Here is a 23,012-nt window from a genome sequence, read left to right as displayed (position 1 = left end):
TTGCCCGGATCGGATTGAGGTCAACGTAACTCATACAGGTCAATAGGGCTGCATCGTCAAGCAGGGCCTGACTTTTGAATCTGCCTTCCCAAAACTTCCCGGTACAATTGTCCTCTTCATTGGCCTGTCTTGCGATACCTTCATTGAGATTGCGCATGAACCAGCTGACATCGTAGAGTCTGTGCCGCCACTTTTCGATATCCTCGGCAACCACATCCAGTTCGGCCTTTGATAGCTTTATGCCAGCCAGATAGCGATCTACGATAGGGCTTGGTTTGTAGAGCTTGGTCCACCGGGATATGACTTCATCATCTTTCCAATTCAAAACCGTTTCACGATCAACCTTCACGACAGTGTGAGTGTGATTGTGCATTACTGCATAAGCGCAGATCGAGATAGAGAACACCCCATCAAGCTGCTTGAGCTTTTCAACGATCCACTCTCTACGGTGTTCGTAGCTTTGCCCCGTTAACGCATCCTCTCCACACAGAAAGGCTCGGCGCACACAGCGGGATATGCAGTGGTAATAGGGGGTTTCATCAAGGCAGATCTGTTGCTTGCGCGATATCGTCATAGCCGGCTCCTTGGCTTATATACATTCCATCTACTACTTGACCTTAACTCACCTGAATGATCATTTCAAACGTTGACTGTCCCCAATGCATTGTTGAATTGAGTCGTTGATTCACTTCCCGTGCAGTTATTGACATTTCTCATCCCTGACTAATAGTTAAATTTGACAATAGTGTCTGGTACTTGTTTATAAACCCCATAGTATCCGTATGCTGCAAATGCTTCTTTCAGTATCATTAATACTTCATCTCTTGTTTTATTTAGATCTTCTTTTGTAGTTAATCGCAGAAGATTCCATACTTTTTTGAATGGTATATCATCAAGATTTTCGCTTGATTCGCTGCTGACCTCTACATCTACAACAACATGACTACCATCAATCCATAAAAGGAATCTTTTTCTAGTAGGATTCTCTCTTCCACCGCCTCCCACTCTCAACAAAAATATACTTTTTTTCCTATCAATACAAAAGCTGGGTCGTTGCCCAATGTAGTATTTACCCTTTCTCAACGGGTGATATTTATCCCATATACCATATAAATCATATTTTTCAATATCTTCGTCAATTGCATATTCATTGACAAAAGCCATGTCTTTCCTCGCATGTATCTTGTGATTTGTCTTTTGGTTGATTCCAGGTAGTAAATCACGAAAGGATTCACTATTGTCAGTATTGGATAGGGTTTGCATAGTTTCGTCCTTGATCTTTGTTTAATTTCCATTTAAGCACTTAAGCTACTAAATTATCATACTTGCTTTTTTGAGAGAACCAATCTACGCGATCAGTTTAACCGACATAATCATGCCGCTGTCTTCATAAAACTACAAAAACGATGATCGCCTTTATAAAATGGCTTTTCGGATAAACCGTTTGAACCACCCAATCCGTTTAATGCACTCTCTACCGCGCCCAGCAAAACATTTGCTTCATCTGCAGTCAATGACATAATTTCATCCTTGATTAAAAATTAAATTCGACATTAATATCTAGTTTTGGATTATAAACACCAAATAAACCAAATGTGACAAGCGCGTCTTTCAATATACTGATTATTTCGTTTTTAGAAAGATTTACATCTTTTTCAGGATATATACCAACAAGATCCCATTTTTTCTGATAATTTAAATCCTGTACTTTCATTACTTCTCCTTTCATCGTATCTAGATCTATTATTGTACTCGAACCATTAGTCCAGAGAAGAAATCTAGACCGATATGGCACATCTTCCCAGCTACCGCCGACTTTTAACAAGAATATATTTTCTTCCCTGTTTATCGTAAAAGCTGGTCTTTTACCAGAATAATACTTACCCTTTCTCAAGGGGTGATATTTATCCCATATACCATATAAATCATATTTTTCAATATCTTCATCAGTTGCATATTCATTGACAAAAGCCATGTCTTTCCTCACTTGTATTTGATGAAATATCTCTCGATATACTTTTGGGCAGCAAAACAGACAAATATTCATTCCTGCCTGTATCTGATAGAGGTTTCATAGTCACATTCATACTCATAGTCTTAGCGACCTGAATACCTAAATAGATCACTACAAGCGAAACAATAGATAATCAAACAAGCCACTTATGATTATTAATCCATTAACCTCAAAACCTTCTTGACCTCATGTTATTTTGAGATTCAACATACGTTCGTGATTATTAGCGTTCCCTCAAACTCTCCTGACCATGCTTCATCAACGGTGCCAAAAAGAATTCAATCAAGCGTCTCTCACCTATCTTTAACTCAGCTGTCACTTCCATCCCAGGTAACAGAGCCATCTCCTTCCCTTCTACACGGATACTTTTCTTATTCATTACTAATAGCAAGCTGTATAACAAACCACGCTTTTCATCAATAATTGCATCATCTGAGATGGTTATGACTTCCGATTCAACGATGCCGTATTTTGTAAACGGAAATGTGTGTACTTTAACTTCAGCCAGCATCTCTTTTTTTACAAAGCCGATATCCTTGTTTTCCAGAAAAACTTCTACAATTAGATTCTCTTCATCCGGTACGATCTTCATCAGCGGTTGCGCCTCTGTCACCACACCACCCATTGTTGTCACTGACAACTCCTGTATCCTCCCATCCACCGGTGTATATAGCACTTGACGTTGATTCACATCTTTCGCTTTTATCAACTCTTCTTGTAGTGCTGATATCTCTCTTCTGTTTTCAGTAATCTCTGCCAGAATACCTGCCTTTGTTTCTGCGATTAGGGCATCGATCTGTTGTTGCGCCTGTTTTTTTGTTGCTTTAAGTTGTCTCAGATGTTGCTTTTCTGCTGCCAATTGATGAGATTGCTGAATTCTCTCCTGTTCGAGTTGCAGATATTCTGTCTCTGTAGCGTATTGCTTTTGATAAAGTCCTTTTAGAATCTTTGCTCTTTTTTCTATTATGGGAAGTGTCTTTTTTAATTTTTCTATCTCTATTTTTGTTGCTTTATACTCTGCAATGGCAGCTTCTTTGGCGCTGATCAGTGACGATTCTCTGGCCTTAATTTGCAACCATTTCTCTTGCAGCAGTTTATTGAAGTGGTTTTTTGTTCTCTCTTGTTCATCTGCTATTTCAACCGCCCAATCTTCAATCGGTTTCTCTTTTTTGTTGTTTAATCTCTTCAGTAGCGCTTCGTTGACCGCCAGTTTCATCTCAGCACTGAATAACTCATTCTCTGAACGACTTTCGTCAGCACCGGTCAGGGTGCTGTCAAGTTCGATCAATGGTTGTCCCTGGGTGACATACTCTCCCTCTGATACCAGGATTTTTTTGATGATGCCTTTTTGCAGTGGTTGAATCACTTTCACCCGTGAGCCTGGAAGGATTTTTCCTTCTGCACTGGCTACGATATTTACTTTGCCGAAGATTGCCCAGGTGATACCGATTAATAGCAGTACCACGATACTTTTGGCTAACCATCTCGTAAGCGGGTTAGGCGGTGTCTCCTGAATCTCCAAGGCTGCTGGGAGGAATGCAGTGAGGGTTTGCTCTTTTTCGTTGTCACCTAGGGTATGACGGTTTTTCCAGGCATCGCGGAAGCTGTCTATTAATGCATTCATTATTAGGCGTTTATCATTTTAGCTGGGCATGGTGCGGCAGGGCCGCACCCTACGGGGGTTGGTCTTAGTTGCTATTTTTGATTTCATTTTTTAGGGCTTCCCTCTCCTGTTCATCCAGTAGTTCCAACGCCCAACTTTCATCGATCTCTTCTCTATTTTCTCGATGGCTCTCTGATCTTTGTTGTGGAATTGGTTTCTGTCTGTTGTCTAGTGGTGTTTGGGTAATGGCTGACTCTGGCTGAATCGGTTTGTGTGGTTTAACCGGCACCTGGCGTAGTACTGGGGTATGGTTTTGGTAACTGTGTAGTTTGGCGTAGTAGCCATTGGCTTTGAGCAGACTCTGATGGTTGCCTTGCTCTATGATTCGTCCTTTGTCCAGGACGATGATTCGGTCGCATTGTCTCACTGTACTCAGTCGGTGAGCGATGATGAAGACTGTACGGCCCTGGCAAATCGCTGCCATGTTGTCCTGGATAACTCTTTCTGACTCGTAGTCGAGGGCACTGGTGGCTTCATCGAAGATCAACAATCTGGGATTACCGATCAGGGCTCGCGCAATAGCCATGCGCTGCCTTTGTCCACCTGAAAGGTTACTCCCCTGTTCTCCGACAAGAGTATCGTAGCCTTCCGGCAGGTCGGTAATGAAATCATGAGCACCTGACAGCTTCGCGGCCTGGATTACCTGCTCCATGGGTAAGGCGGGATTCGCAAGGGCGATATTTTCCCGAATGGTTCTGTTGAATAGAAAATTCTCCTGCAACACCACACCGATCTGTTGCCGGAGCCAGGTTGTATCGACCATCGTGAGATCGACACCATCAATCATCAATCTTCCCGATTCAGGGATGTAGAGTCGTTGAATCAGTTTGGTGATGGTGCTTTTACCTGAACCGGAACGTCCGACAATTCCGATCACTTCTCCGGGCCTGCAGCGTAAACTCAGGTCATCAAGAATGATCGGGCCATCCGGGCGGTAACGAAACCGTATATGATCCAGGGTAACTTCGCCCTTCAGAGCGGGCAGACGTGAACGATTTGGATTGAAGCCTGGCTCTCTTGGCGTGTTGAGGATATCACCCAGTCTTTCGAGCGAGATACCGGCCTGTTGGAAATCCTGCCACAGCTGAACCAGCTTAAGGATCGGGCTACTGACCCTACCTGCCAGCATGTTGAAGGCGACCAGTTGGCCGACGGTGAGTTCATTCGCTATCACCAGATGCGCCCCCCACCAGATGATACCCAGGGTCATCAGTTTGTTGATTAACCCCGCCACCTGATTGGCCACATTGTTGAGGTTCTGACTACGAAAGGAGGCGTGGACATAGCTGGAGAGATGGTCTTCCAGCTTGCGCTGCATCTGGGGTTCAACGGCCATCGACTTAACGGTACCGATACCGGTGATCGACTCGGTCAGGAAGGCGGTGTTGGCTGCGCCGTGTTTGAATTTATCGTTGAGCCGATGACGCAGGATGGGGGTGATAAACAGGGAGAGCAGCACATAGAGCGGGATTGTGGCGAGCACGATCCAGGTCAAAGTCGGGCTGTAGTACCACATCACCGCAAGGAAGACGAAAACAAAAAAGAGGTCAATGATCAGTGTCAGGGCTGTACCCGTGATGAAGTTTCTAAGGGTGTCCAGCTCTCGAACCCGCGCGACATTCTGACCCACTTGGCGGGATTCAAAATAGGCCAAGGGTAGCGCCATCAGATGGTTGTAGAGACGCGAACCCAGGGAGACGTCAACTCGATTAGTAGTATGGCTGAAGAGGTAGTTACGGATTCCCCCCATCAAGGCGTCGAACACCACCAATACGAAGAAGCCCACTGCTAACACATCCAGGGTGGTGAAGCCCCGATGAACCAACACTTTGTCCATCACCACCTGGAAAAAGAGTGGGGTGATCAGGGCGAAAATCTGCAGGAAAAAGGAGGCGATCAGGACTTCGCCAAAGAGTTTGCGGTACTTGACCAGAGCGGGAATAAACCAAGAGATGTCGAACTTCTGCTGCAGACTCTCACCCAATCCATGGCGTCGGGTTAGAAGAATGAGTTCACCAGACCACTGTGCGGCAAACTCATCTTGAGTCAGGGTCTTTGGGCGTTCATCGCGTAGATCATGAATTAGCAGGCTTGGGGGATGCTTTGCTTTGTCGGCTCTGTCATCCTCACTGGCCAGTCTGGCGAGAATGACATAATGGCCATCGTTTAACCTGGCGATCGCCGGCAGTGCCCGATTCTGAATCTCAGGCAGAGTGAGGGTCAGGCGCTTGGCTTTGAGGGTTAGCGCCTTTGCCGCTTGTAGTATTTCCGTATCGCCAAAGGTTTGGCCTGGCTGGGCGAACTGGTGAGCAAGTTGCTCTGGTTCTGCAGGCAGTCGATGAAACTGGGCAATCGTGACCAGTGACTGAAGTCCGGTATCCATACCTTTTCGTTATTCCTTTAAGCCGATCTTTAAAAAGACCGGTTATAATTCCCATCAAACAGATGGCTGGCATACTAGATAATTGAACAGCGCATCGTCAAGAACAAACAGGCCTAACCTCAGGAATTTAAAATACAAATGGTGTGGCAAAGCCGCAACCTGCGATTCGGCTTGAAGAAGCGATGACGCCTACACGTAGGTAACACCTGAGGTCGTATCACTCATTTCGTGTACCTATCCTTCAATTTCATCCCCTTCCCACAAGAATGTGCAGTGAGATAGCTGCCATCAACTCTTACGTGTTACGCCACCACGCCAGACATAGAGTTCCATTGCTAAAGGATCACATCGGTTACAGCTGGAACCACACTCAGCCTTTATTTTTCGACGCTCGACACGGCCTTTGCGCTCCCACTGTTCAAGCATCCCGCGCACGGCTTCTGCATCAGCATCCAGATAGCGGGCAATATCCGCCAGTGAAGCTTCTCCACGCTGTTGCAGATAATCGCGAATGGCCGACAGCATCAGAATTCAACTTTGGCATTGGCCTGACCGCGCATTGACCAGAACCTTAACCCGACAATGGTCGCAACCAGCAGACCAATCAGCACGACAACCCAAAACAGGCCGCTGTCTGGATGGCTGTCATAGGTAGCCAACTGATAAAAGAGGCTTGCTGAAACGAAGGCGACCCCCGTTGACCAGGCAACCACAAAAGCAGCCCAGCGCGGCCCTGCCTCACGACGGATTGCGCCGATGGTTGCGACACAGGGAGAGTAGAGCAGGATAAAAAGCAGATAGGCAAAAGCCCCTGCCTGACCATCAAAACGTGCCGCCATTGCACCGAATACTCCGATATTGATCTCTTGCGCTTCCGCAGCCGCTTCGATGCTGGAGATATCACCAACATCCATAGCCAATGGATCTGTGAGCAGATCTTTTATTCCAAGTAGGTTTTCAGGTACGGTCTCGACAGCCTGTTTGATCGCCATCCAGAAGTCGAAGGGTGTTGTATCTCCTGAAACCCCAGCCTCATCATTAGCAATATTGCTGTAGAGTGCATCCAGGGTGCCCACCACCGTCTCTTTTGCCAGAATACCGGTAAAGACACCAACCGTTGCCGGCCAGTTGTCATCGGTTATACCCATTGGCGAGAGTACCGGAGTCACCGCTTTACTCACTGCGCTCAAGACCGAGTGCTCGGTGTCTTCATTACCGAAACTGCCATCCGTACCGATTGAGTTGAGGGTATTGATCACCAGAACCATGATCACAATCACCTGCCCTGCCTCTTTGATAAATAGTTTCACCCGATCCCAGGTGCGTAACATCACCCCTCTCAGGGTCGGCATGTGGTAGTGAGGCAACTCCATCATGAAGCCTGAACTCTCACCGGATAGGAGCGTTTTCTTCATGATCAGCCCAGTCAGTATCGCTACGGCGATGCCGATCAGGTAGAGACTGAAAACAAGATTCTGTCCACTCTGGGGGAAAAAAGCCGCTGCAAACAGAACATAGACCGGCAGACGTGCGCCACAAGACATGAAGGGATTCATCAGTATGGTGAGTTTGCGCTCCCGATCACTCTCCAGGGTTCGGGTCGCCATCACTGCAGGTACGTTGCAGCCAAATCCGACAATCATCGGTACGAAGGCTTTACCGGGCAGGCCGATGGAGCGCATGAATCGATCCATGACAAAGGCGGCTCGGGCCATGTAGCCTGAATCTTCCACAACCGACAGAAACAGATAGAGGGCGGTGATAATCGGGATGAATGTGGCAACGACCTGAATGCCACCACCAGCGCCATCAGCCAGCAACACAACCAGCCATTGAGGCACATTGATTGACGCCAACAAGTGGCCGAAGCCATCAACAAACAGGGCGCCGGCCACGCCATCGAAGAAGTCGATAAATGCACCGCCGATGTTGATAGCAAACATAAACATCAGATACATCACGGCCAAAAACACCGGGATACCGAACAGCTTGCTGAGTACAACCTTATCGATACGGTCACTGATTGTCTTTTCCAGACGCCCCTGGTTGCGAGTCGCGTTCTGGGCAATGGCGTGGGCATGACTGAAACGGGAATCCGCAATGTGGATATCCAGCTCCTCATCGACCCGGTCTTCGATCATTTTTCGCCAGTTGTCTATCCGCTCATGCAGTAGATCATCCGCGAAGTTCAAGGCAAATTCGTCACCTTCTAGCATCTTCAGCAGCAACCAGCGGCGTTGGGAGTGGTAGCGACTGTCAGGCAGCTGTAATCCGGACTCCAGATCAGTGATTGCCTGTTCCACCATCTCATCCTGAGCCAGTGGAAATCCACCTTTGATGGCTCCGGCTGCAAGATCCTGGATAGCACCTTTTAGCTTGGTGACCCCCTCTCCGCTGACCGCGACCACAGGTATCACCTGGCAACCAAGCTCTTCGCTAAGGCGCTGGAGATCGATCTCCATTCCACGTTTGCGCGCCACATCCATCATATTCAGTACCAGCAGGAGTGGCACACCCATCTCAAGCATCTGTACCGTGAAATAGAGATTCCTCTCCAGGTTGGAGGCGTCAACAACATTGACGATGAGATCAGCCTCCCCTGAGAGCAGGTAGTCCCGGGTGACTTTCTCATCCTGAGAGGAGGCGTCAAGGGAGTAGATGCCTGGTAGATCCACAGCATTCACTTCATCACTGTCGATCTGAAACTGCCCCTCCTTTCGATCCACCGTGACACCAGGCCAGTTGCCCGTACGTTGGCGAATACCGGTGAGGATATTGAACAGTGCGGTTTTTCCGCAGTTGGGGTTTCCCGCAAGGGCGATGGTCAACGTCCCTGGGGTTGACGGAATATCTGAAATCTCCGAATCGTGACAGGCCATTATGGTTCGTAATTCCTTGTTGCGCTTAGCGCTCTATTGGACTCAGGAGCAACTTTTCCGCCACACCAGCGCCTAAAGCAACCCTTGAACCTTGACAAGCAACAACCACACCACTTCCTCTTCGCTGTAAAAGCTCTATTTCCGATCCTACTCTCAGACCCAGACTGAGCAGGCGATGAACCAAAAGTCGTCCTCCCACTACCCGTTTGATGCAGGCACGGCTACCGACTGGTAATCCAGACAGTTTCACCAGTTTGTCAGAGAGGAAATGTTCCAATATCACTCATCCAGATGGATAGATCCGCAATTAAATATTAATGATTCTCATTAGAGCAGGGACAACACGCCCATGCAATCACCATTTTACAGTATTTGGCGATTAACTAATGCTGTAAAAAACAGCGGCTAATCACCAGTGAGCGACTTTCTCACGAGATCAATTCGGTGCGGTTTGAGAAAATGTGCACCATCTTCGCCCATCTGGCGCAGAAATCCTTGCTTGATCCGCTCATACTGGACTTCATTGATCTCCAGCTTTGTGTGGGTCACTTTCAGGAACCGGGACTCGAACACCTCCCAGGATTTATAGCAGCCCGGGACATTCAGGAAAACCTGTTGCTCCAGCGCCATTTCCGGGCGATCAGCCAAACTGCAGATCGCTGAAAAGGCCTCTTCTCTGACGATCTTCTCATCATGAACCAGGCTCATCAGTGCATTGAAATCACCACTATAGACCGGCTCTGAGAAATAGGCGTAGCCCCCAGGCTTTAAAACCCGTGCAATCTCATCCATTGCCTGCGCCATCATTGGCTGCGGGACATGATGCAGTGATTTCAACATCCATACCGCATCGATACTCTCATCCATCTCGCTGATGGATTGCGCCCCTTCAAGCCGAAACTGGAGATTGGAGATGGGACTAGCCAGGTTTTTCTGGTGCTGAATAGCATCCACTTCAGTGGCAATAAAAGTGCAGTCAGGATGCCGTTGTGCCAACTCTCTTGTGAGCCAGGCAGCGCCGCACCCCAACTCCAGCCCCCGCATATTATCGAAGGGCAGCAGCTGCTCCATAATATCCAACTCCCGCCCGGTAACATAAGCCTCAGGCCGGTCAAGAACCATCTGATTTGCTGACATCTTACTACTGCTCCATTATCTTGCTTTGTACCCAGTAAGGTTACACATTGTTGTTCCCCCTGAGTAACTCGTAAACTATGACTCATTCTATTCTACAGGTTTGCATATTGTGCTATTCGATGGGATTGTAAATTGGTTTGACCGGCTGCGCCTGCAGCTCTCCCGTCACGACGCCTTGCTGATCCTATCTGTTCTCGGCCTGATGTGTGGATTCGTAGCCGGTATGGTGATCGTTATTTTCCGCCTGCTGGTTGAATCGATTCAATCATCCATGCTGCCAGGTGGAAATGCTGAAAATTATGAGGCTTTGCCACCTCTGCTGCAGTTCGCCCTTCCTGTTTTAGGTGGTCTGGTGTTAGGGCTGATTTTCCTGCGCTATTCAAAGGGGCTCCATGTTTTAGGCATCCCACGGGTCATGGAGCGTCTGATCTATCATCAAGGTCACCTCTCTCTGCGAGGTTTCTTTTTGCAGTTTTTCGGCGCGGCAATCGCTATTATCAGCGGCCATTCAGTGGGAAGAGAGGGGCCCCATGTGTTCCTCGGTGCCGCCAGCGGTTCACTGCTGGGTCAATACCTATCCCTACCCAACAACAGCATCCGTATACTGGTTGGTTGTGGAACAGCGGCCGGGATCTCAGCATCATTCGATACCCCCCTGGCAGGGGTGATCTTCGCCCTGGAAGTTGTGATGATGGAGTATACCCTGGTCAGTTTCATCCCGATCATGCTTGCTGCAGTAAGTGCCAACAGCCTCTCTTTGATGCTCTTTGAAGGGGGGCGGGTATTCGACCTGGAAGTTACTCAACTTGGCTCACTTCATGAGTTGGCGTTTATTCTACTGCTTGGCCTTGCGGCCGGTGTTGTCTCTGCAACCTATGTCCATCTAATTGAGTTTGTCTCAGACAAGAGCCAGAAACTGCCCTTCTGGGTACGCAATCTAAGCGCCGGTCTGTTGGTCGGTCTCTGTGCACTCGTTGCCCCTCAGGTGATGGGCATCGGCTACGATACAGTCAACCAGATACTGCTTGGTGACGTTGCTTTAAATCTGCTTGTGCTGCTGGTGATTGCAAAACTTGTTGCCACTGCCGCCAGCATCGGATTGGGCATTCCCGGAGGCACCATAGGACCAGCACTTTTCATCGGCGCCGCCCTGGGTGGGCTATTCGCCCCTCTACCCTCACTTCTGTTTGATGGCCAGGTATCCGACCCAGGAGTCTATGCCCTGATCGGCATGGGCGCAGTAATGGGGGCTGCTCTGCAAGCCCCCCTTGCAGCACTGACCACAGTGATCGAATTGACCCACAACCCGGAAATCATCATGCCTGGGATGCTGGCGATTGTCGTAGCCAGCCTGGTCAGCAGTGAGTTGTTTGGTAAGTCATCGATGTTCCATACTCTGCTGGAGGCCTCTGGATTGAACTACCATACCGACCCGGTAATGCAATCTTTGAGGCGAACCGGAGCTGCTGAATTCATGAGCCGGAGTTTTGTCCAGCTCGATGCAAAAATGAGTCGTGATGCCGCAAAGATGGCCCTCAACCAGAAACCGGACTGGGTGTTGATTAATGACGCAGATGAGGAGTGGGTATTGATGCCCAGCGTCGAGCTGCTGCGAAACCTTGAGTTACATGATGATCAGGAGTTGGATCTGCTGAATATACCTGCCACCCGCTACCAAATGGCTCCTATCCGTATGCAGTCCACCCTGCAGGAGGCTTTAGAGGCATTGGATAACAGCAGCGCCGAAGCACTCTACATCGAATGGTTCGACGAGGCACACTATTGGCGCATCCAGGGCATATTGACCCGCACTCAGATTGAATCGGCTTACCACTTTTGAATTCACTGCAAGAAGGCAAAAAAAACCAACATTTAAAGGCTAAAAAGCATAAGATATTGCTAATCATTTAAAGCGACTGTTGAGGGGGGCTCATGAACGACACTATTAACAATCCAGACACCATCCTCGTTGATGAACAGCCGGTACGATTGGATGAGTTACTGGCTGAATACAATAAACTCAAAGCTGATGCCGAGAATACGCAGAAGCAGGAAAAGAAGGCCGTTCGAAGATTCAACCGAGAGGAAGAACTAAAACCTTACCAGGCTGAGCTGATCAAAATGCAGCAATACCTGGAGGCGACCCGCACCCGCATGGTCATTCTTTTCGAAGGACGCGACGCTGCAGGTAAAGGCGGCACTATTCGACGTGTCACCCGATATATGAATGAGAAACACTATCGGGTCGTTGCACTGGGCAAACCCACCGATGAACAGAAAACCCAGTGGTTCTTCCAGAAATATGTCACTCAATGCCCTCGTGGCGGAGAAGTGGTGCTCTTCGATCGCAGCTGGTACAACCGTGCAGTGGTGGAACCGATCTTCGGTTTTTGCAGTGATGAAGAGTATGAGAACTTCATGGTCGGCTGCCCAGGCTTTGAAAAAGATCTGGTTCGTCAGGGCACCATTCTCGTAAAACTCTATTTCTCTGTAACAAAAGAGGAGCAGGCAAGACGGTTCGAGCGTCGTAAGAGCGACAATCTCCGTCAGTGGAAACTGTCTGAGATCGATGTACAGGCTCAGGATCGATGGGACGATTTTACAACTCAGAAATATGAGATGTTGAGACGTACCAATACCACCCATGCCCCTTGGACGATTATTCGCTCAAATGACAAACATCTGGCCCGTCTCAACGCCATGCGGGTGATCCTCAATTCGGTACCCTATGAGCGTTTGAATAGCGATCTCGATTATGTCCCCGACCCAAGCGTGGTCATCTCCGGTTCCAGAGAGTTGGAATTGATGGAGGCTCAACGTTTGCAAAAAGGCAAGTTCGTCGGCTGATCAATAACCTCGCCGGAGATTACTTCGGCGTTATCCAGGCAATATATGCCCTGTTCACGACCTTCAGGAACAGGTCATACCAGACACAACACTATGCCGCAAACACTCCACCTTACGCTGCTAGCGCTGTTGTGGCTGGGTTACTTTGCAATCCACTCTCTGCTGGCTTCACTCACCCTGAAACAGTGGCTTGCATCACGTCTTCCGGGAATACTGCCCTGGTATCGAATTCTCTACAATATCCTGGCTGTGGTCTTAATAGTGCCACCACTGCTGGCCCTATGGTGGCTTCATAGTGAACCCTTATGGCGTTGGCAGGGAGCTTGGGCCTGGGTTGCTTACTTATTGATGCTGATGGCCTGCTTGGGATTCGTCTGGTCATTACGCTATTACGACAGCAGGGAATTTCTCGGCTTAAGACAGTTGCAGCGACAACAACAGGGTACGGCAGACCAGGAACAGCTGCACATCTCACCGCTACACCGATTTGTACGTCACCCCTGGTATAGCCTTGGACTGGTGCTTGTCTGGACCCAGGATATAGATCCGGCACGATTGGTTTCTGCCGTTTGTATCTCTCTCTATCTGATCTACGGTTCCGTTCTGGAAGAGAGGAAACTGCTGGTGTTTCACGGTGAACGCTATCGTGACTACCGTAAACGCGTTCCGGGACTGGTTCCAAGACCCTGGAAGTATCTCTCAAAACATCAGGCTAAAGCCCTACAGAATGAGTAGTCGCAAAGTACCGTAAGTATTTTCTGCCTTGATTGGTGGGGCATGGCCCCACCCTACCCTGAGCTATTTAACTGGGTGGGGCCATCCCAACCTTGTGCTATTTGGTAGGGTGGGGCCATCCCAACCTTGCGCTATTTGGTAGGGTGGGGCCATCCCAACCTTGTGCTATTTGGTAGGGTGGGGCCATCCCAACCTTGTGCTATTTGGTAGGGTGGGGCCATGCCCCACCAACGGAGTCTAAATCAGGATCAATACTAGGGTGCTGCTTCACACTAGCCCAGCACTTAGTAACTTGGATCCCAGAAACTCCCTTGACCATAGGGTGCAGCGCCCGGGCCGTAGCCGTAACCAGGATACCCGTGTGCTGGAGCGCCACCAGGATTTCCATAAGGCCCCTGACAATTACCTGGGCCACCACATCCCATACCGGGATGCCCCATACCATGACCTTGCCCCATGCCGTGACCTGCCCCCCGTCCCATATGGCGGCGGTGCATGGCATGACAAGCCGCCCGCTCTTCTTCAGACATGCCTTCGATGACCTTCTGATGCTTTGCCCACTCATCCTCCATTGCCTGCCTGCGAGCTACCCAAGGTGGAGTCTCCGGCATTTCAAGGCCCTGTTGCTGAGCCTTCTCACGCATCTCCTGATAGCGCTGCTGACGAAAAGCATCACGCTCTTCAGAACTCATGTTCATCATTTTCTGGTGGTGCTCCATGCGCTCATCCATACTGGGTCTGACAGAGTCTCGTTGGGACGAACGCCAAGGTGGTTGAGCTGGCAACATTACCCCAGCCTCTTCTGCACGTTGCCGCAGAGCCTGATATCGTTGCTCCCGCTCTTTCCAGCGTTGAGCCATGATTTCCTCAGGATCGTGCTTTGCAGTCACCTCAGCCTCAGCTGCTTGATCTGAGGCAGCCTCATCGACGGCAGCAGGTTCAACGGGTTCCGCTTCACTACTTTCCGCAACCTGAGGAACCGCGGCTTCACTCGAATCGGCCTCCGTACTCTCCTCTGCTGGGGCGGGCTCCATCATCTCAGATGATGCGGTGTCCGATTCACTAACATTTGCCTCTTCAGCCACTTCAGTTTCAAGGCCAGCAGCCTCAGTGGTGGCTTCTTCAGCATTCAGTATTGCGCTAAAAGGCAGCAGGGATGCCACCATCAGGGTCAAGAGTTTCTTCTTATACATGCTTGTTTCTCCTTCGATGATCCAGATTGGTATATAGGGATTTTCAAGCAACCTCTGAACAAGCCATTGACCGACATCTTGCTGCCAACAGGCACCCATACAGTGTTGAGGATCTTAGCAATAGCAGACTACTACGCAGAATTCTCACACATGATCGGAATGTTTTGATCAGCTAAACAGTTCGGCACTATATTGTTCAGAGGTTCCTTAATCTGTAGATGCTTCAGGCATCTCTTCTTTTTCAATTTTCTTATTCTGAGACTTGAGTGTAGCAACCTTTTTCGCAAGTTCCTCAAGCAACCCGTCCATCCCCTTGGTTTTTACCAGGTTTCTAAACGAGGTGCGGTAGTTACTGACAAGACTCACTCCATCCACAGCCACGTCATAAGCGTACCAGTCTTCATTGCGGTAACGTAGCTTGTAGCTCACCGGCAACTCTTTATTTGATGCGACAATATAGGTCTGTACGTTTGCCAGCTTACCCTTCAGGCGCTCACGCCCCATTCGTACAGTTTGGTTAGTGTAGCTATCCATGGCCGAAAAGTAGGTCTGCTCCAGTAATTCACGAAACAGTATGATGAACTGTTGACGTTGTTCATCAGTTGCCTTGCGCCAGTTGGTCGCCAAAATCACCTGGGACATGGAGTCATAGTCGAATCGAGAACGAACAATGCTCTTCACCATCTCCCGGCGCTCGGTCTTACCAAGATTTTCATCTTTGAGTATCTCAAGGATACTGTTAACTGTCTCTTTAACCCGTTCTGAAGGGGTCACCTTGGCTGCAGCCGGCAGACTGGCAGTGAACGTCAGGGTTAGCAGTAAAATGGCAAACAATCTCATCATGGGTCTTAATCCCGTAATTTTTAGCTGGTTGTTGAGACAACAGATTTTAGGAAAGGTGCGTGGGAATGCCACACAAACCACATGCAGGAAATCATATTTCCAAGCGTGTGTCAGCCTCTTCAGTCTCCCGCTTTCTCATCCTTAATTGATGTAGCAGCAGGCACAACAGATAGATGCCGCTGATTCTGAGCACTTGAATAGTTGTCGATCCGCCAACAGATACATACCCACTTGGGATCACTCTCCTCTGCTGCCCCTTCAAAGTGACTGTACTGTAATAGCTGAATTTCAGTGCCATCAGGCAACACTATCCGATAACTGATTTTACTCGAACCCGTCGTCTCTTTCTGCAATAGGGGCTCTAACAAGACTCTGTCCTGCTCATGAACCAGTGTCAGAAATGACTCCAGAGTCGGCTTGAATTCATCTTTCTCGAGGCCGGTCAGGGTGAACATATCATCTTCCCAAAAACAGTCACCATTGGCAGGATCCCAACTCCAGGAGGCGCTCGGCAGAATCTCCTCCATGAATGTTATCTGATGCTGCAGTTTCTTTGATCGAATCCTGTAACGTTTGGATTTGTGCTTGATTTGCATCAGTTTATGTTTAAGTAGCTCCTCACGTCGCCTCAATCGTTTGATTGAACGACGAGTCTTACTACGATGGTGCTCAAGCCCCTGCTTTGAGCGCTTTTTGACAATCCACATCAGCAACAGGCTCCAGGCAATCAGCAATACACCCCAGAGCAGATAGACCAGGAAACCGGACTGATAAGGTAGAGGACGTTCGATCCCCGGCCAGTTATTCCAGATTTCATGTATCTCTTCTTCACTCAGTCGATCCATCGCTTTTTGCAGTAGACTGTGCAGGACGGGCGTGGATGCATGGGTCACCAATGCAATGTCCAGAGTCAGGTCGAGCCGTTGGCTCGCTGTTAACCCATTGAATTGTCCAACTTTCAGTAAATGGTCAACACTGGCTGCATCGCCAAGGTAGACTTGAATGCGACCATCGAGCACCGACTGCAAAGCAGCATCCAGGGTCGGGAATGATTTAGCACGAAGTCCAGGCAAGTAGTGGGGCAGAACCTCTTCCCAGATACTTCCGGCAAGCACCGCGATCTCCCCCCCTGCGATATCGGCAAGGCCCTGGGCGGTAATCTTACCCTTACCATAGAGCGCAGCTGGTAAATTCAGATAGGGACGGGAAAAATGTAGATCGGCAGAGCTGGATGCGGAATGAACCATAGCCCCTATCAGATCGATTTCACCTTCTCGAAGCCCCTGCTCCAGGCGCTCACTATTGTTGTACTTAACAATATCCAGATTCAGCCCGGTCTTAGACGATAAGGCGCGCAGATAGTCAGCAGCCAGTCCCATCGCCTGACCACCTTCGAAATAGAGCACTGGCGCAGTCATCTGAACCACACCCACTTTCAGGTTCTGATGATCATCCAACCACTGTTTTTCAGCCAGATTAAATCTGGAGACCTGAGCACATACCTGGCCTGCAAGAAATAGCCCTAAAAGGCCCAGACCAAGCTTCTGTAATAACATCCGTGAACTCACCGCTTCACTCACCCTCTACCCATCTGTTACAGACTATTTCATGAACTGAGCCTTCTGCCAAGATAGATTTACAGAATATTAGACAATCGTCAGGTCAGCAGGGCCGATTGGATTAGTGTTAACAGAGCCTAGTTCGTACAATGGTGAATTTACAACTCTGTGGATAAATCTTGAACTCGGATCAATATCTTCATCCCTGGCACTTTCGGCTGGCACGAAAGGTCATTCATGCGGGAGGGCTGGTCGCCTATCCTACTGAGGCTGTTTTTGGCCTGGGATGCCACCCCCTTGATGGTGATGCTGTGTTGAGGCTACTGGCGTTGAAGCAACGCCCTATGGAGAAAGGCTTGATTCTTATCGCAGATAGAGCGGAAGCACTCTACCCTTATCTGGGGGATCTGCCGAGCAAGGTATGGGATCGTGTGATGCAGCACTGGCCAGGCCCAACCACATGGGTCATACCCGCTTCAGAAAAGACGCCAAAATGGCTAACAGGAGGTCATAATTCCCTGGCGGTAAGGGTTACCGACCACCCTCTGGCGTCAGCACTCTGTAAAATCGCAGCGACACCGCTGGTATCCACCAGCGCCAACATCAGTCAACACCCCCCTGCCAGAACCCCAATGGAAGTCCATCTTCGCTGTGGAGATGGGATAGACCTTATATTGCATGGTAAAACGGGGGGACAGACAAAACCGACAGTGATTCGTGACGCCCTGAGTGAGGCATTGATTCGTGCCTGATTTAAGCGTGAAAACCCAACACAGATTCGACACAAAAAAAAACCCACCCGGGGGATGGGTGGGCTTAAAGCGCTTATATATAACAGCGCCGGAGGAGGATCGAAACCATCAAAACTTACCCTTTATGACGGCGGATCTGGAAAAAACTTTAATCGAGAGAGCAGTTTTTTCGGTTACACAACCAAAACGCCATAACCAATTGAAATAAATAACTTATTTTCAATATTACCCATTAAGCCCAGTTGCAAAAAGCGATTCATCAAAGGATTTTATTTCACCTCTTCAGGCTGCAGGCCACCCACTCATACTTTTTTAGATTGCAGATGCTCATTGATCCACTCCCGAATCCAATGACTGGCCCGGGAACCATGAAACCGGCCAATCTCTTTTCCATCCACAAAAATGATTACTGTCGGGAATCCACGTAATCGATAGTGTCCCGCCAAACGCATGTTGTCATCTACTTCAAGCTGGGCAAGGGATAGTTGACCTTCATGCTCTATGATCACCCGCTCCAGAGCAGGAGCCAGGGATAGGCAAGGGGCGCACCACTCCGCCCAGAAATCGACCAGAACAGGCTGATCATGGGACGCTTGGATCACTTTTGCCTCAAAAGATGCCTCATCAACAGCATAGATATAGGAAGGTTGTTGTTTATTACTACTCATACATACTGCCTGCTCCGGATATCTCAGCCGGTCGTCTAATTTAGAGTTAATCTGCGGTAATTACCCGAGGATAGATTCAAGTGTGCAGTCCTGCCGCACTATCTCCAACCGAAATCAAAGCCACCTGACAAGCCGGTTGATAGAGAGCCCGATTCTACAGAGGTTGAGGGTAACGAGGAAAGTATCCTGGAATTGGCAGAAACCCACATCACAATGGTCGGCAGGCCTTACCTGGCTCTGATTTGAGCCTGGCCGTGAATGAACGAAAAGATCTGCCGGGGGATAGTGACTGAATAGCCATTTTCAGCGGATAGTAAACTCAGACCGGCATCATAAGCTATTTTCTAAAAAGCCAGGAACCTGCTGGATTAGTGTTAACAGGCCCTAGAACGGAACGGTCAACTGATTTTTTCAGGATCATAGGTTATCTTAGGGGTTTTACCCAAGCCGACAGAGTATCGATCATGTCCAGCCACTATCGCCGATCCCAATTTCCCGCCACGCGTATGAGACGTATGCGGCGCGATGACTTCTCCCGTCGCTTGATGCGTGAAAACATTTTGACCCCAGCAGACTTCATCTATCCGGTGTTTGTTCTAGAAGGCGAGCAGCAGCGAGAGGAAGTGCCTTCAATGCCTGGCGTTGAGCGCATGAGCATCGACCTGCTGCTGGAAGAGGCCAAACAGATTCATGCCCTGGGCATTCCCGCTATGGCCCTCTTCCCAGTCACGCCGCTCTCCGCAAAAAGCGAAGATGCCTGTGAAGCCTACAATCCCGATGGACTGGCCCAACGAACTGTGCGTGCGCTAAAAGCAGCTCTGCCCGACCTTGGGGTGATTACCGACGTGGCCCTTGATCCATTCACCACCCATGGTCAGGATGGCCTTATCGATGACACCGGCTATGTGATGAATGATGAAACCAAAGCGGTTCTGGTAAAGCAGGCTATTTCCCATGCCGATGCGGGTGCTGATGTGGTGGCACCGTCAGATATGATGGATGGAAGAATCGGTGCTATTCGTGAAGCACTTGAAGAGCATGGCCATATTCACACCAGGATTCTCTCCTACGCAGCAAAATACGCTTCCAGCTTCTACGGCCCCTTCCGTGATGCAGTTGGCTCAGCTGCAAACCTGGGTGGCGGCAATAAATATAGTTACCAGATGGATCCTGCCAACAGTGACGAGGCCTTGCACGAAGTAGGACTCGACCTTCAGGAAGGGGCTGACATGGTGATGGTGAAACCCGGTATGCCCTACCTGGATATCGTGCGCCGGGTCAAAGAGACCTATCAGGTACCCACATTTGTCTATCAGGTCAGTGGCGAATACGCCATGCTCAAGGCTGCGGCACAGAACGGTTGGCTCGACGAACAAGCGGTTGTGATGGAATCTCTGCTCTGCCTTAAACGGGCTGGCTGTGATGGCATACTCACCTACTTTGCAAAGCAGGCCGCTCTTTGGCTGCAACAAGACTAGCCCATATGGATAAATACGCGGTAATCGGCAATCCCATAGAGCATAGCAAGTCACCTGACATACATGCGGCTTTTGCCAGACAGACAGGGGAATCAATAAGCTATGAACGCCTGCTGGGCGACAAGCAGAACTTCGCTGCTGACGTCCGCACTTTTCTGGCCGAGGGAGGGCGCGGATTGAATGTCACAGTCCCGTTTAAGGAAGAAGCCTGGCGAATGGCTGATGAACTGAGTGACAGAGCCCATACCGCGGGTGCAGTAAACACCTTGATTCGCCTGGACAGCAATCTGTTACGGGGTGACAACACCGATGGGGTTGGCCTGGTCCGCGATCTATCAGTGAACCAGGGTTTTCGTTTGGCTGACAAACGTATCCTGATGCTGGGTGCCGGTGGCGCTGTTCGGGGGGTGATGCGACCACTGCTGGAAGAGAAACCGAAACGCATCATTATTGCTAACCGTACAGCCAGCAAAGCCTATTCACTGGCCAGTGGACTGGCACCCTATGGACAGGTCGCTGGCTGCGGCCTGGAAGAGATAGCAGGCATGCAATTCGATCTGATCATCAACGGCACTGCGGCTGGACTTGCAGGAGAGGTACCCCGGATACCCGATGATATACTGGCCAAAGGGGGATGGTGTTACGACATGCTCTACAGTAACCAGGCGACACCTTTTCAGCTTTGGGGACGCGCCCATCATGCAGCCCGCTCACTGGATGGATTAGGCATGCTGGTGGAACAGGCTGCTGAATCCTTCCGACTCTGGCGAGACATCTTACCGGAAACCCCGCCAGTGATTGCCCAATTGCGGCGTTGATACAAGGTTTTGACCATTTCATGAATTGTCAGCTTGGCGTGAAAACAACGATCTGGTCGTGATCGAAATTACTATTCAGAAATATCACCCAAGTCAGCAAAACAGATCTTAGTTTTACTGTTTCGCTTAGCTTCGTACATTGCGTGATCCGCAAGCTTAAGTAAACTATCGACCTCTTGATGATTGGGATAGAGGGCAATACCAATACTGGCCTCAATCGCACAATGATTCTCTTGAATATATATAGGCTGATCTATTGCGTAGACTATCTTTTCCGCAACCAGAGTAACACCATCGCTATCTTTTAAATCCCGCAACACAACGACAAACTCATCTCCCCCAAGACGCGCTACCGTATCACCCTCACGAACCACCCCTTGTATCCGTCTGGATACCTCCTGCAGTAACTGATCACCGACTTCATGCCCATAGCTATCATTAACTGCTTTGAATCGATCGAGATCCATAAACAGAACCGCGACCATTGAACCATTCCGCTTGGCATAACTACAGGACTGCTGCAGTCGATCATGAAGCAAGAGCCGATTTGCAAGGCCCGTTAACGGATCATAAAACGCAAGCCGTTCCAGTTCCGCCTCCTCACGTTTGCGCTGGGTCATATCGGAAAAAATACCGACATAGTGAGACAGCTTACCCTTTTGATCATAAACCGCACTAATGCTTAGCCACTCAACATAAACTGCACCGTCTTTACGTCTGTTCCAGATCTCACCCCGCCATGAGCCTTTATCTTGAATTTCTGACCACATTTTGTGGTAGAAATCCTCTGGGTGTTTACCCGATTTCAGTAGCCTTGGATGTTTACCGCTGACCTCTTCCAAGGTATACCCGGTAATCTCAGTAAAGGCATTATTCACAGATACAATTTGCTCATGACTATCGGTGATAATAATTCCCTCTGTCGCTGACGCCATAACCTGATGGCTGAGCCTCAGCTGTTGCTCTGCCTGTTTTCTGCTGGTGATATCTCGAATAACACAGACTGAGTGATAATGATTCTGAAGCTGCATCGATGCAATCGACATCTCCAGAGGAAATTCACAGCCATCCCTACTAATCCCCATTTGCTCAATAACCGCACCAACATCCTGGCCTTTTCCATTATTGATATAATCGGACAATCCACCGACCTGCACCTCATTCATCTTAGAGGTCACGATCAAATCTTGAATTGGTTGCCCGATGATATCCTCTTCCTGATAACCGAATATGCGTTGCGCAGCTGGATTCCAGCTTTCAACATTGCCATTGTGATTAATTGAAATAATCGCATCCTGAGCTGAATCGGTCATGGTACGCAACTTCATCTCCTCTTCAGCAAGCTGCTCCTGAAATTGCTGACGCCTTCGAACGTCTAAGCCCGCCCGTAACGCAATGATCAACAGTAGAATCATTATGAACAGGGATAAACCATGACTCAGCGATGTACCATATCTAATAAGCGCAATCAGCGCCTGATTGTCCTCTGTTATGTCGTAGTAGAGCTCGAAAGCACCGAGAAATTCGTCGCCATCCATAATAGGCACATAGATTTCGACTACATCCCGAGGGACGATTTGACCTTCCAGGGTTTTCGCCTGCTTACTCACAAGATTGCTATAGACCACACCAGCGACAACTTTCTCGTGAAAATAGGTATAGATGTTTTTTTGACCAATATCGTTGCTATCCGTTGAGTAGACTGTCACTCCTGAGGCATCAAACAATTTCGCTTTCCATAGCGCATAATCTTTCTCCAACATCGATATATGATGCCTAAATTCATGGTCAACATTCCTGGAGCTGACAGGCTGCTCCAACAAGCCAAGCATACTGTTCATATGCCCCGCGGATAACTTTGCATTACGCTCAACAACTGAGATCAATAAATCAGAAAACTTAGGCTGTAGATAGTGCGAAGAGAGTATTGGAAATGCCAATACAGCGGCAACAGACACAATCAAGCCATAACGGATGAAAGGCACCCGCCAAGCAGCATTCAAATTGGCCCAAAAGTCGCTCACTTACCTAGCCTCGAGCAAG

Annotated in this window: 21 protein-coding genes; 6 read left to right on the top strand and 15 right to left on the bottom strand. The window is 49.0% G+C overall.

From position 1 onward, the window contains the following. From AC4IFB_RS15755 to AC4IFB_RS15710, 10 genes are all read right to left on the bottom strand, one after another. A partial coding sequence (locus AC4IFB_RS15755) for a transposase (RefSeq protein ID WP_490780667.1) occupies nt 1-574 on the bottom strand: 574 nt, incomplete at its 3' end. A gap of 149 nt (nt 575-723) precedes the next feature. Further along, complete coding sequence (locus tag AC4IFB_RS15750; protein WP_490780666.1) at nt 724-1,263, bottom strand: hypothetical protein; 540 nt, start codon at nt 1,261-1,263, stop codon at nt 724-726. A 110-nt stretch (nt 1,264-1,373) separates the two neighbouring features. Beyond that, nucleotides 1,374-1,520, bottom strand: coding sequence for a hypothetical protein (locus AC4IFB_RS15745; protein WP_490780665.1), 147 nt, complete (start codon nt 1,518-1,520; stop codon nt 1,374-1,376). A 14-nt stretch (nt 1,521-1,534) separates the two neighbouring features. Next, nucleotides 1,535-1,975: a hypothetical protein gene (locus AC4IFB_RS15740; RefSeq protein WP_490780664.1), complete on the bottom strand. Its 441-nt coding sequence runs from the start codon at nt 1,973-1,975 to the stop codon at nt 1,535-1,537. A 262-nt stretch (nt 1,976-2,237) separates the two neighbouring features. Beyond that, the gene (locus tag AC4IFB_RS15735) at nt 2,238-3,638 is read right to left on the bottom strand and encodes an HlyD family type I secretion periplasmic adaptor subunit (RefSeq protein WP_490780663.1); all 1,401 of its coding nucleotides are present in this window, start codon (nt 3,636-3,638) and stop codon (nt 2,238-2,240) included. Nucleotides 3,639-3,702: 64 nt separating this feature from the next. Continuing rightward, nucleotides 3,703-6,060 (bottom strand): type I secretion system permease/ATPase, encoded by a 2,358-nt coding sequence (locus tag AC4IFB_RS15730; protein WP_490780662.1) that lies wholly within the window; start codon nt 6,058-6,060, stop codon nt 3,703-3,705. Between the two features lie 288 nt (nt 6,061-6,348). Beyond that, nucleotides 6,349-6,585 carry a FeoC-like transcriptional regulator gene (locus AC4IFB_RS15725; RefSeq protein ID WP_490775917.1) on the bottom strand — a complete coding sequence of 79 codons (237 nt, stop codon included), beginning with the start codon at nt 6,583-6,585 and terminating at the stop codon, nt 6,349-6,351. Further along, nucleotides 6,585-8,939: a Fe(2+) transporter permease subunit FeoB gene (gene feoB, locus AC4IFB_RS15720; protein WP_490780661.1), complete on the bottom strand. Its 2,355-nt coding sequence runs from the start codon at nt 8,937-8,939 to the stop codon at nt 6,585-6,587. Before feoB ends, AC4IFB_RS15725 begins: the two co-directional genes overlap by 1 nt. Nucleotides 8,940-8,964: 25 nt before the next feature. Further along, entirely contained in the window at nt 8,965-9,216 is a 252-nt protein-coding gene (locus AC4IFB_RS15715; RefSeq protein WP_490780660.1) for a FeoA family protein, read from the bottom strand. Nucleotides 9,217-9,344: 128 nt separating this feature from the next. Next, nucleotides 9,345-10,076 carry a class I SAM-dependent methyltransferase gene (locus AC4IFB_RS15710; RefSeq protein ID WP_490775920.1) on the bottom strand — a complete coding sequence of 244 codons (732 nt, stop codon included), beginning with the start codon at nt 10,074-10,076 and terminating at the stop codon, nt 9,345-9,347. Nucleotides 10,077-10,185: 109 nt separating this feature from the next. Between AC4IFB_RS15710 and AC4IFB_RS15705 the strand changes: the two genes are divergently transcribed. The 3 genes from AC4IFB_RS15705 to AC4IFB_RS15695 all read left to right on the top strand — a co-directional run bounded on the left by AC4IFB_RS15705 (nt 10,186) and on the right by AC4IFB_RS15695 (nt 13,658). Next, the gene (locus AC4IFB_RS15705; protein ID WP_490775921.1) at nt 10,186-11,916 is read left to right on the top strand and encodes a chloride channel protein; all 1,731 of its coding nucleotides are present in this window, start codon (nt 10,186-10,188) and stop codon (nt 11,914-11,916) included. A gap of 92 nt (nt 11,917-12,008) precedes the next feature. Further along, nucleotides 12,009-12,923, top strand: a complete 915-nt coding sequence (ppk2, locus tag AC4IFB_RS15700; protein WP_490775922.1) for a polyphosphate kinase 2 — start codon at nt 12,009-12,011, stop codon at nt 12,921-12,923. A 93-nt stretch (nt 12,924-13,016) separates the two neighbouring features. Beyond that, nucleotides 13,017-13,658, top strand: a complete 642-nt coding sequence (locus tag AC4IFB_RS15695; protein WP_490780659.1) for a methyltransferase family protein — start codon at nt 13,017-13,019, stop codon at nt 13,656-13,658. A 284-nt stretch (nt 13,659-13,942) separates the two neighbouring features. Here AC4IFB_RS15695 and AC4IFB_RS15690 read toward each other — a convergent pair whose 3' ends face one another. The 3 genes from AC4IFB_RS15690 to AC4IFB_RS15680 form a co-directional block, all read right to left on the bottom strand. After that, a complete protein-coding gene (locus AC4IFB_RS15690) occupies nt 13,943-14,851 on the bottom strand; it encodes a hypothetical protein (protein WP_490780658.1) in 909 nt (302 codons plus the stop codon). A 207-nt stretch (nt 14,852-15,058) separates the two neighbouring features. Beyond that, a complete protein-coding gene (locus AC4IFB_RS15685; RefSeq protein WP_490775925.1) occupies nt 15,059-15,694 on the bottom strand; it encodes an MlaC/ttg2D family ABC transporter substrate-binding protein in 636 nt (211 codons plus the stop codon). A 119-nt stretch (nt 15,695-15,813) separates the two neighbouring features. Then, nucleotides 15,814-17,250, bottom strand: coding sequence for a transporter substrate-binding domain-containing protein (locus AC4IFB_RS15680; protein ID WP_490780657.1), 1,437 nt, complete (start codon nt 17,248-17,250; stop codon nt 15,814-15,816). Nucleotides 17,251-17,432: 182 nt separating this feature from the next. On the opposite strand from AC4IFB_RS15680, the gene tsaC reads away from it, so the two are divergent. After that, on the top strand, nt 17,433-18,005 hold the full coding sequence (gene tsaC / locus AC4IFB_RS15675) for an L-threonylcarbamoyladenylate synthase type 1 TsaC (RefSeq protein WP_490780656.1): 573 nt from the start codon (nt 17,433-17,435) through the stop codon (nt 18,003-18,005). A 302-nt stretch (nt 18,006-18,307) separates the two neighbouring features. Here the strand turns inward: tsaC and AC4IFB_RS15670 are convergent, their stop codons facing one another. Further along, nucleotides 18,308-18,673: a thioredoxin family protein gene (locus AC4IFB_RS15670; protein WP_490775928.1), complete on the bottom strand. Its 366-nt coding sequence runs from the start codon at nt 18,671-18,673 to the stop codon at nt 18,308-18,310. Between the two features lie 464 nt (nt 18,674-19,137). On the opposite strand from AC4IFB_RS15670, the gene hemB reads away from it, so the two are divergent. Continuing rightward, nucleotides 19,138-20,151, top strand: coding sequence for a porphobilinogen synthase (hemB, locus tag AC4IFB_RS15665; protein WP_490775929.1), 1,014 nt, complete (start codon nt 19,138-19,140; stop codon nt 20,149-20,151). Nucleotides 20,152-20,156: 5 nt separating this feature from the next. Then, nucleotides 20,157-20,969: a shikimate dehydrogenase gene (aroE, locus tag AC4IFB_RS15660; protein WP_490780655.1), complete on the top strand. Its 813-nt coding sequence runs from the start codon at nt 20,157-20,159 to the stop codon at nt 20,967-20,969. A gap of 71 nt (nt 20,970-21,040) precedes the next feature. On the opposite strand, the gene AC4IFB_RS15655 is transcribed toward aroE, so the two are convergent. Further along, nucleotides 21,041-22,993: a diguanylate cyclase domain-containing protein gene (locus AC4IFB_RS15655; protein WP_490780654.1), complete on the bottom strand. Its 1,953-nt coding sequence runs from the start codon at nt 22,991-22,993 to the stop codon at nt 21,041-21,043. Nucleotides 22,994-23,012 lie beyond the last annotated feature (19 nt).

This window comes from Candidatus Thiodiazotropha sp. AKIB8 (assembly GCF_058244675.1).
Note: the sequence above shows the minus strand (reverse complement) of the source record. Positions and strands in the feature narration are given on the sequence as shown.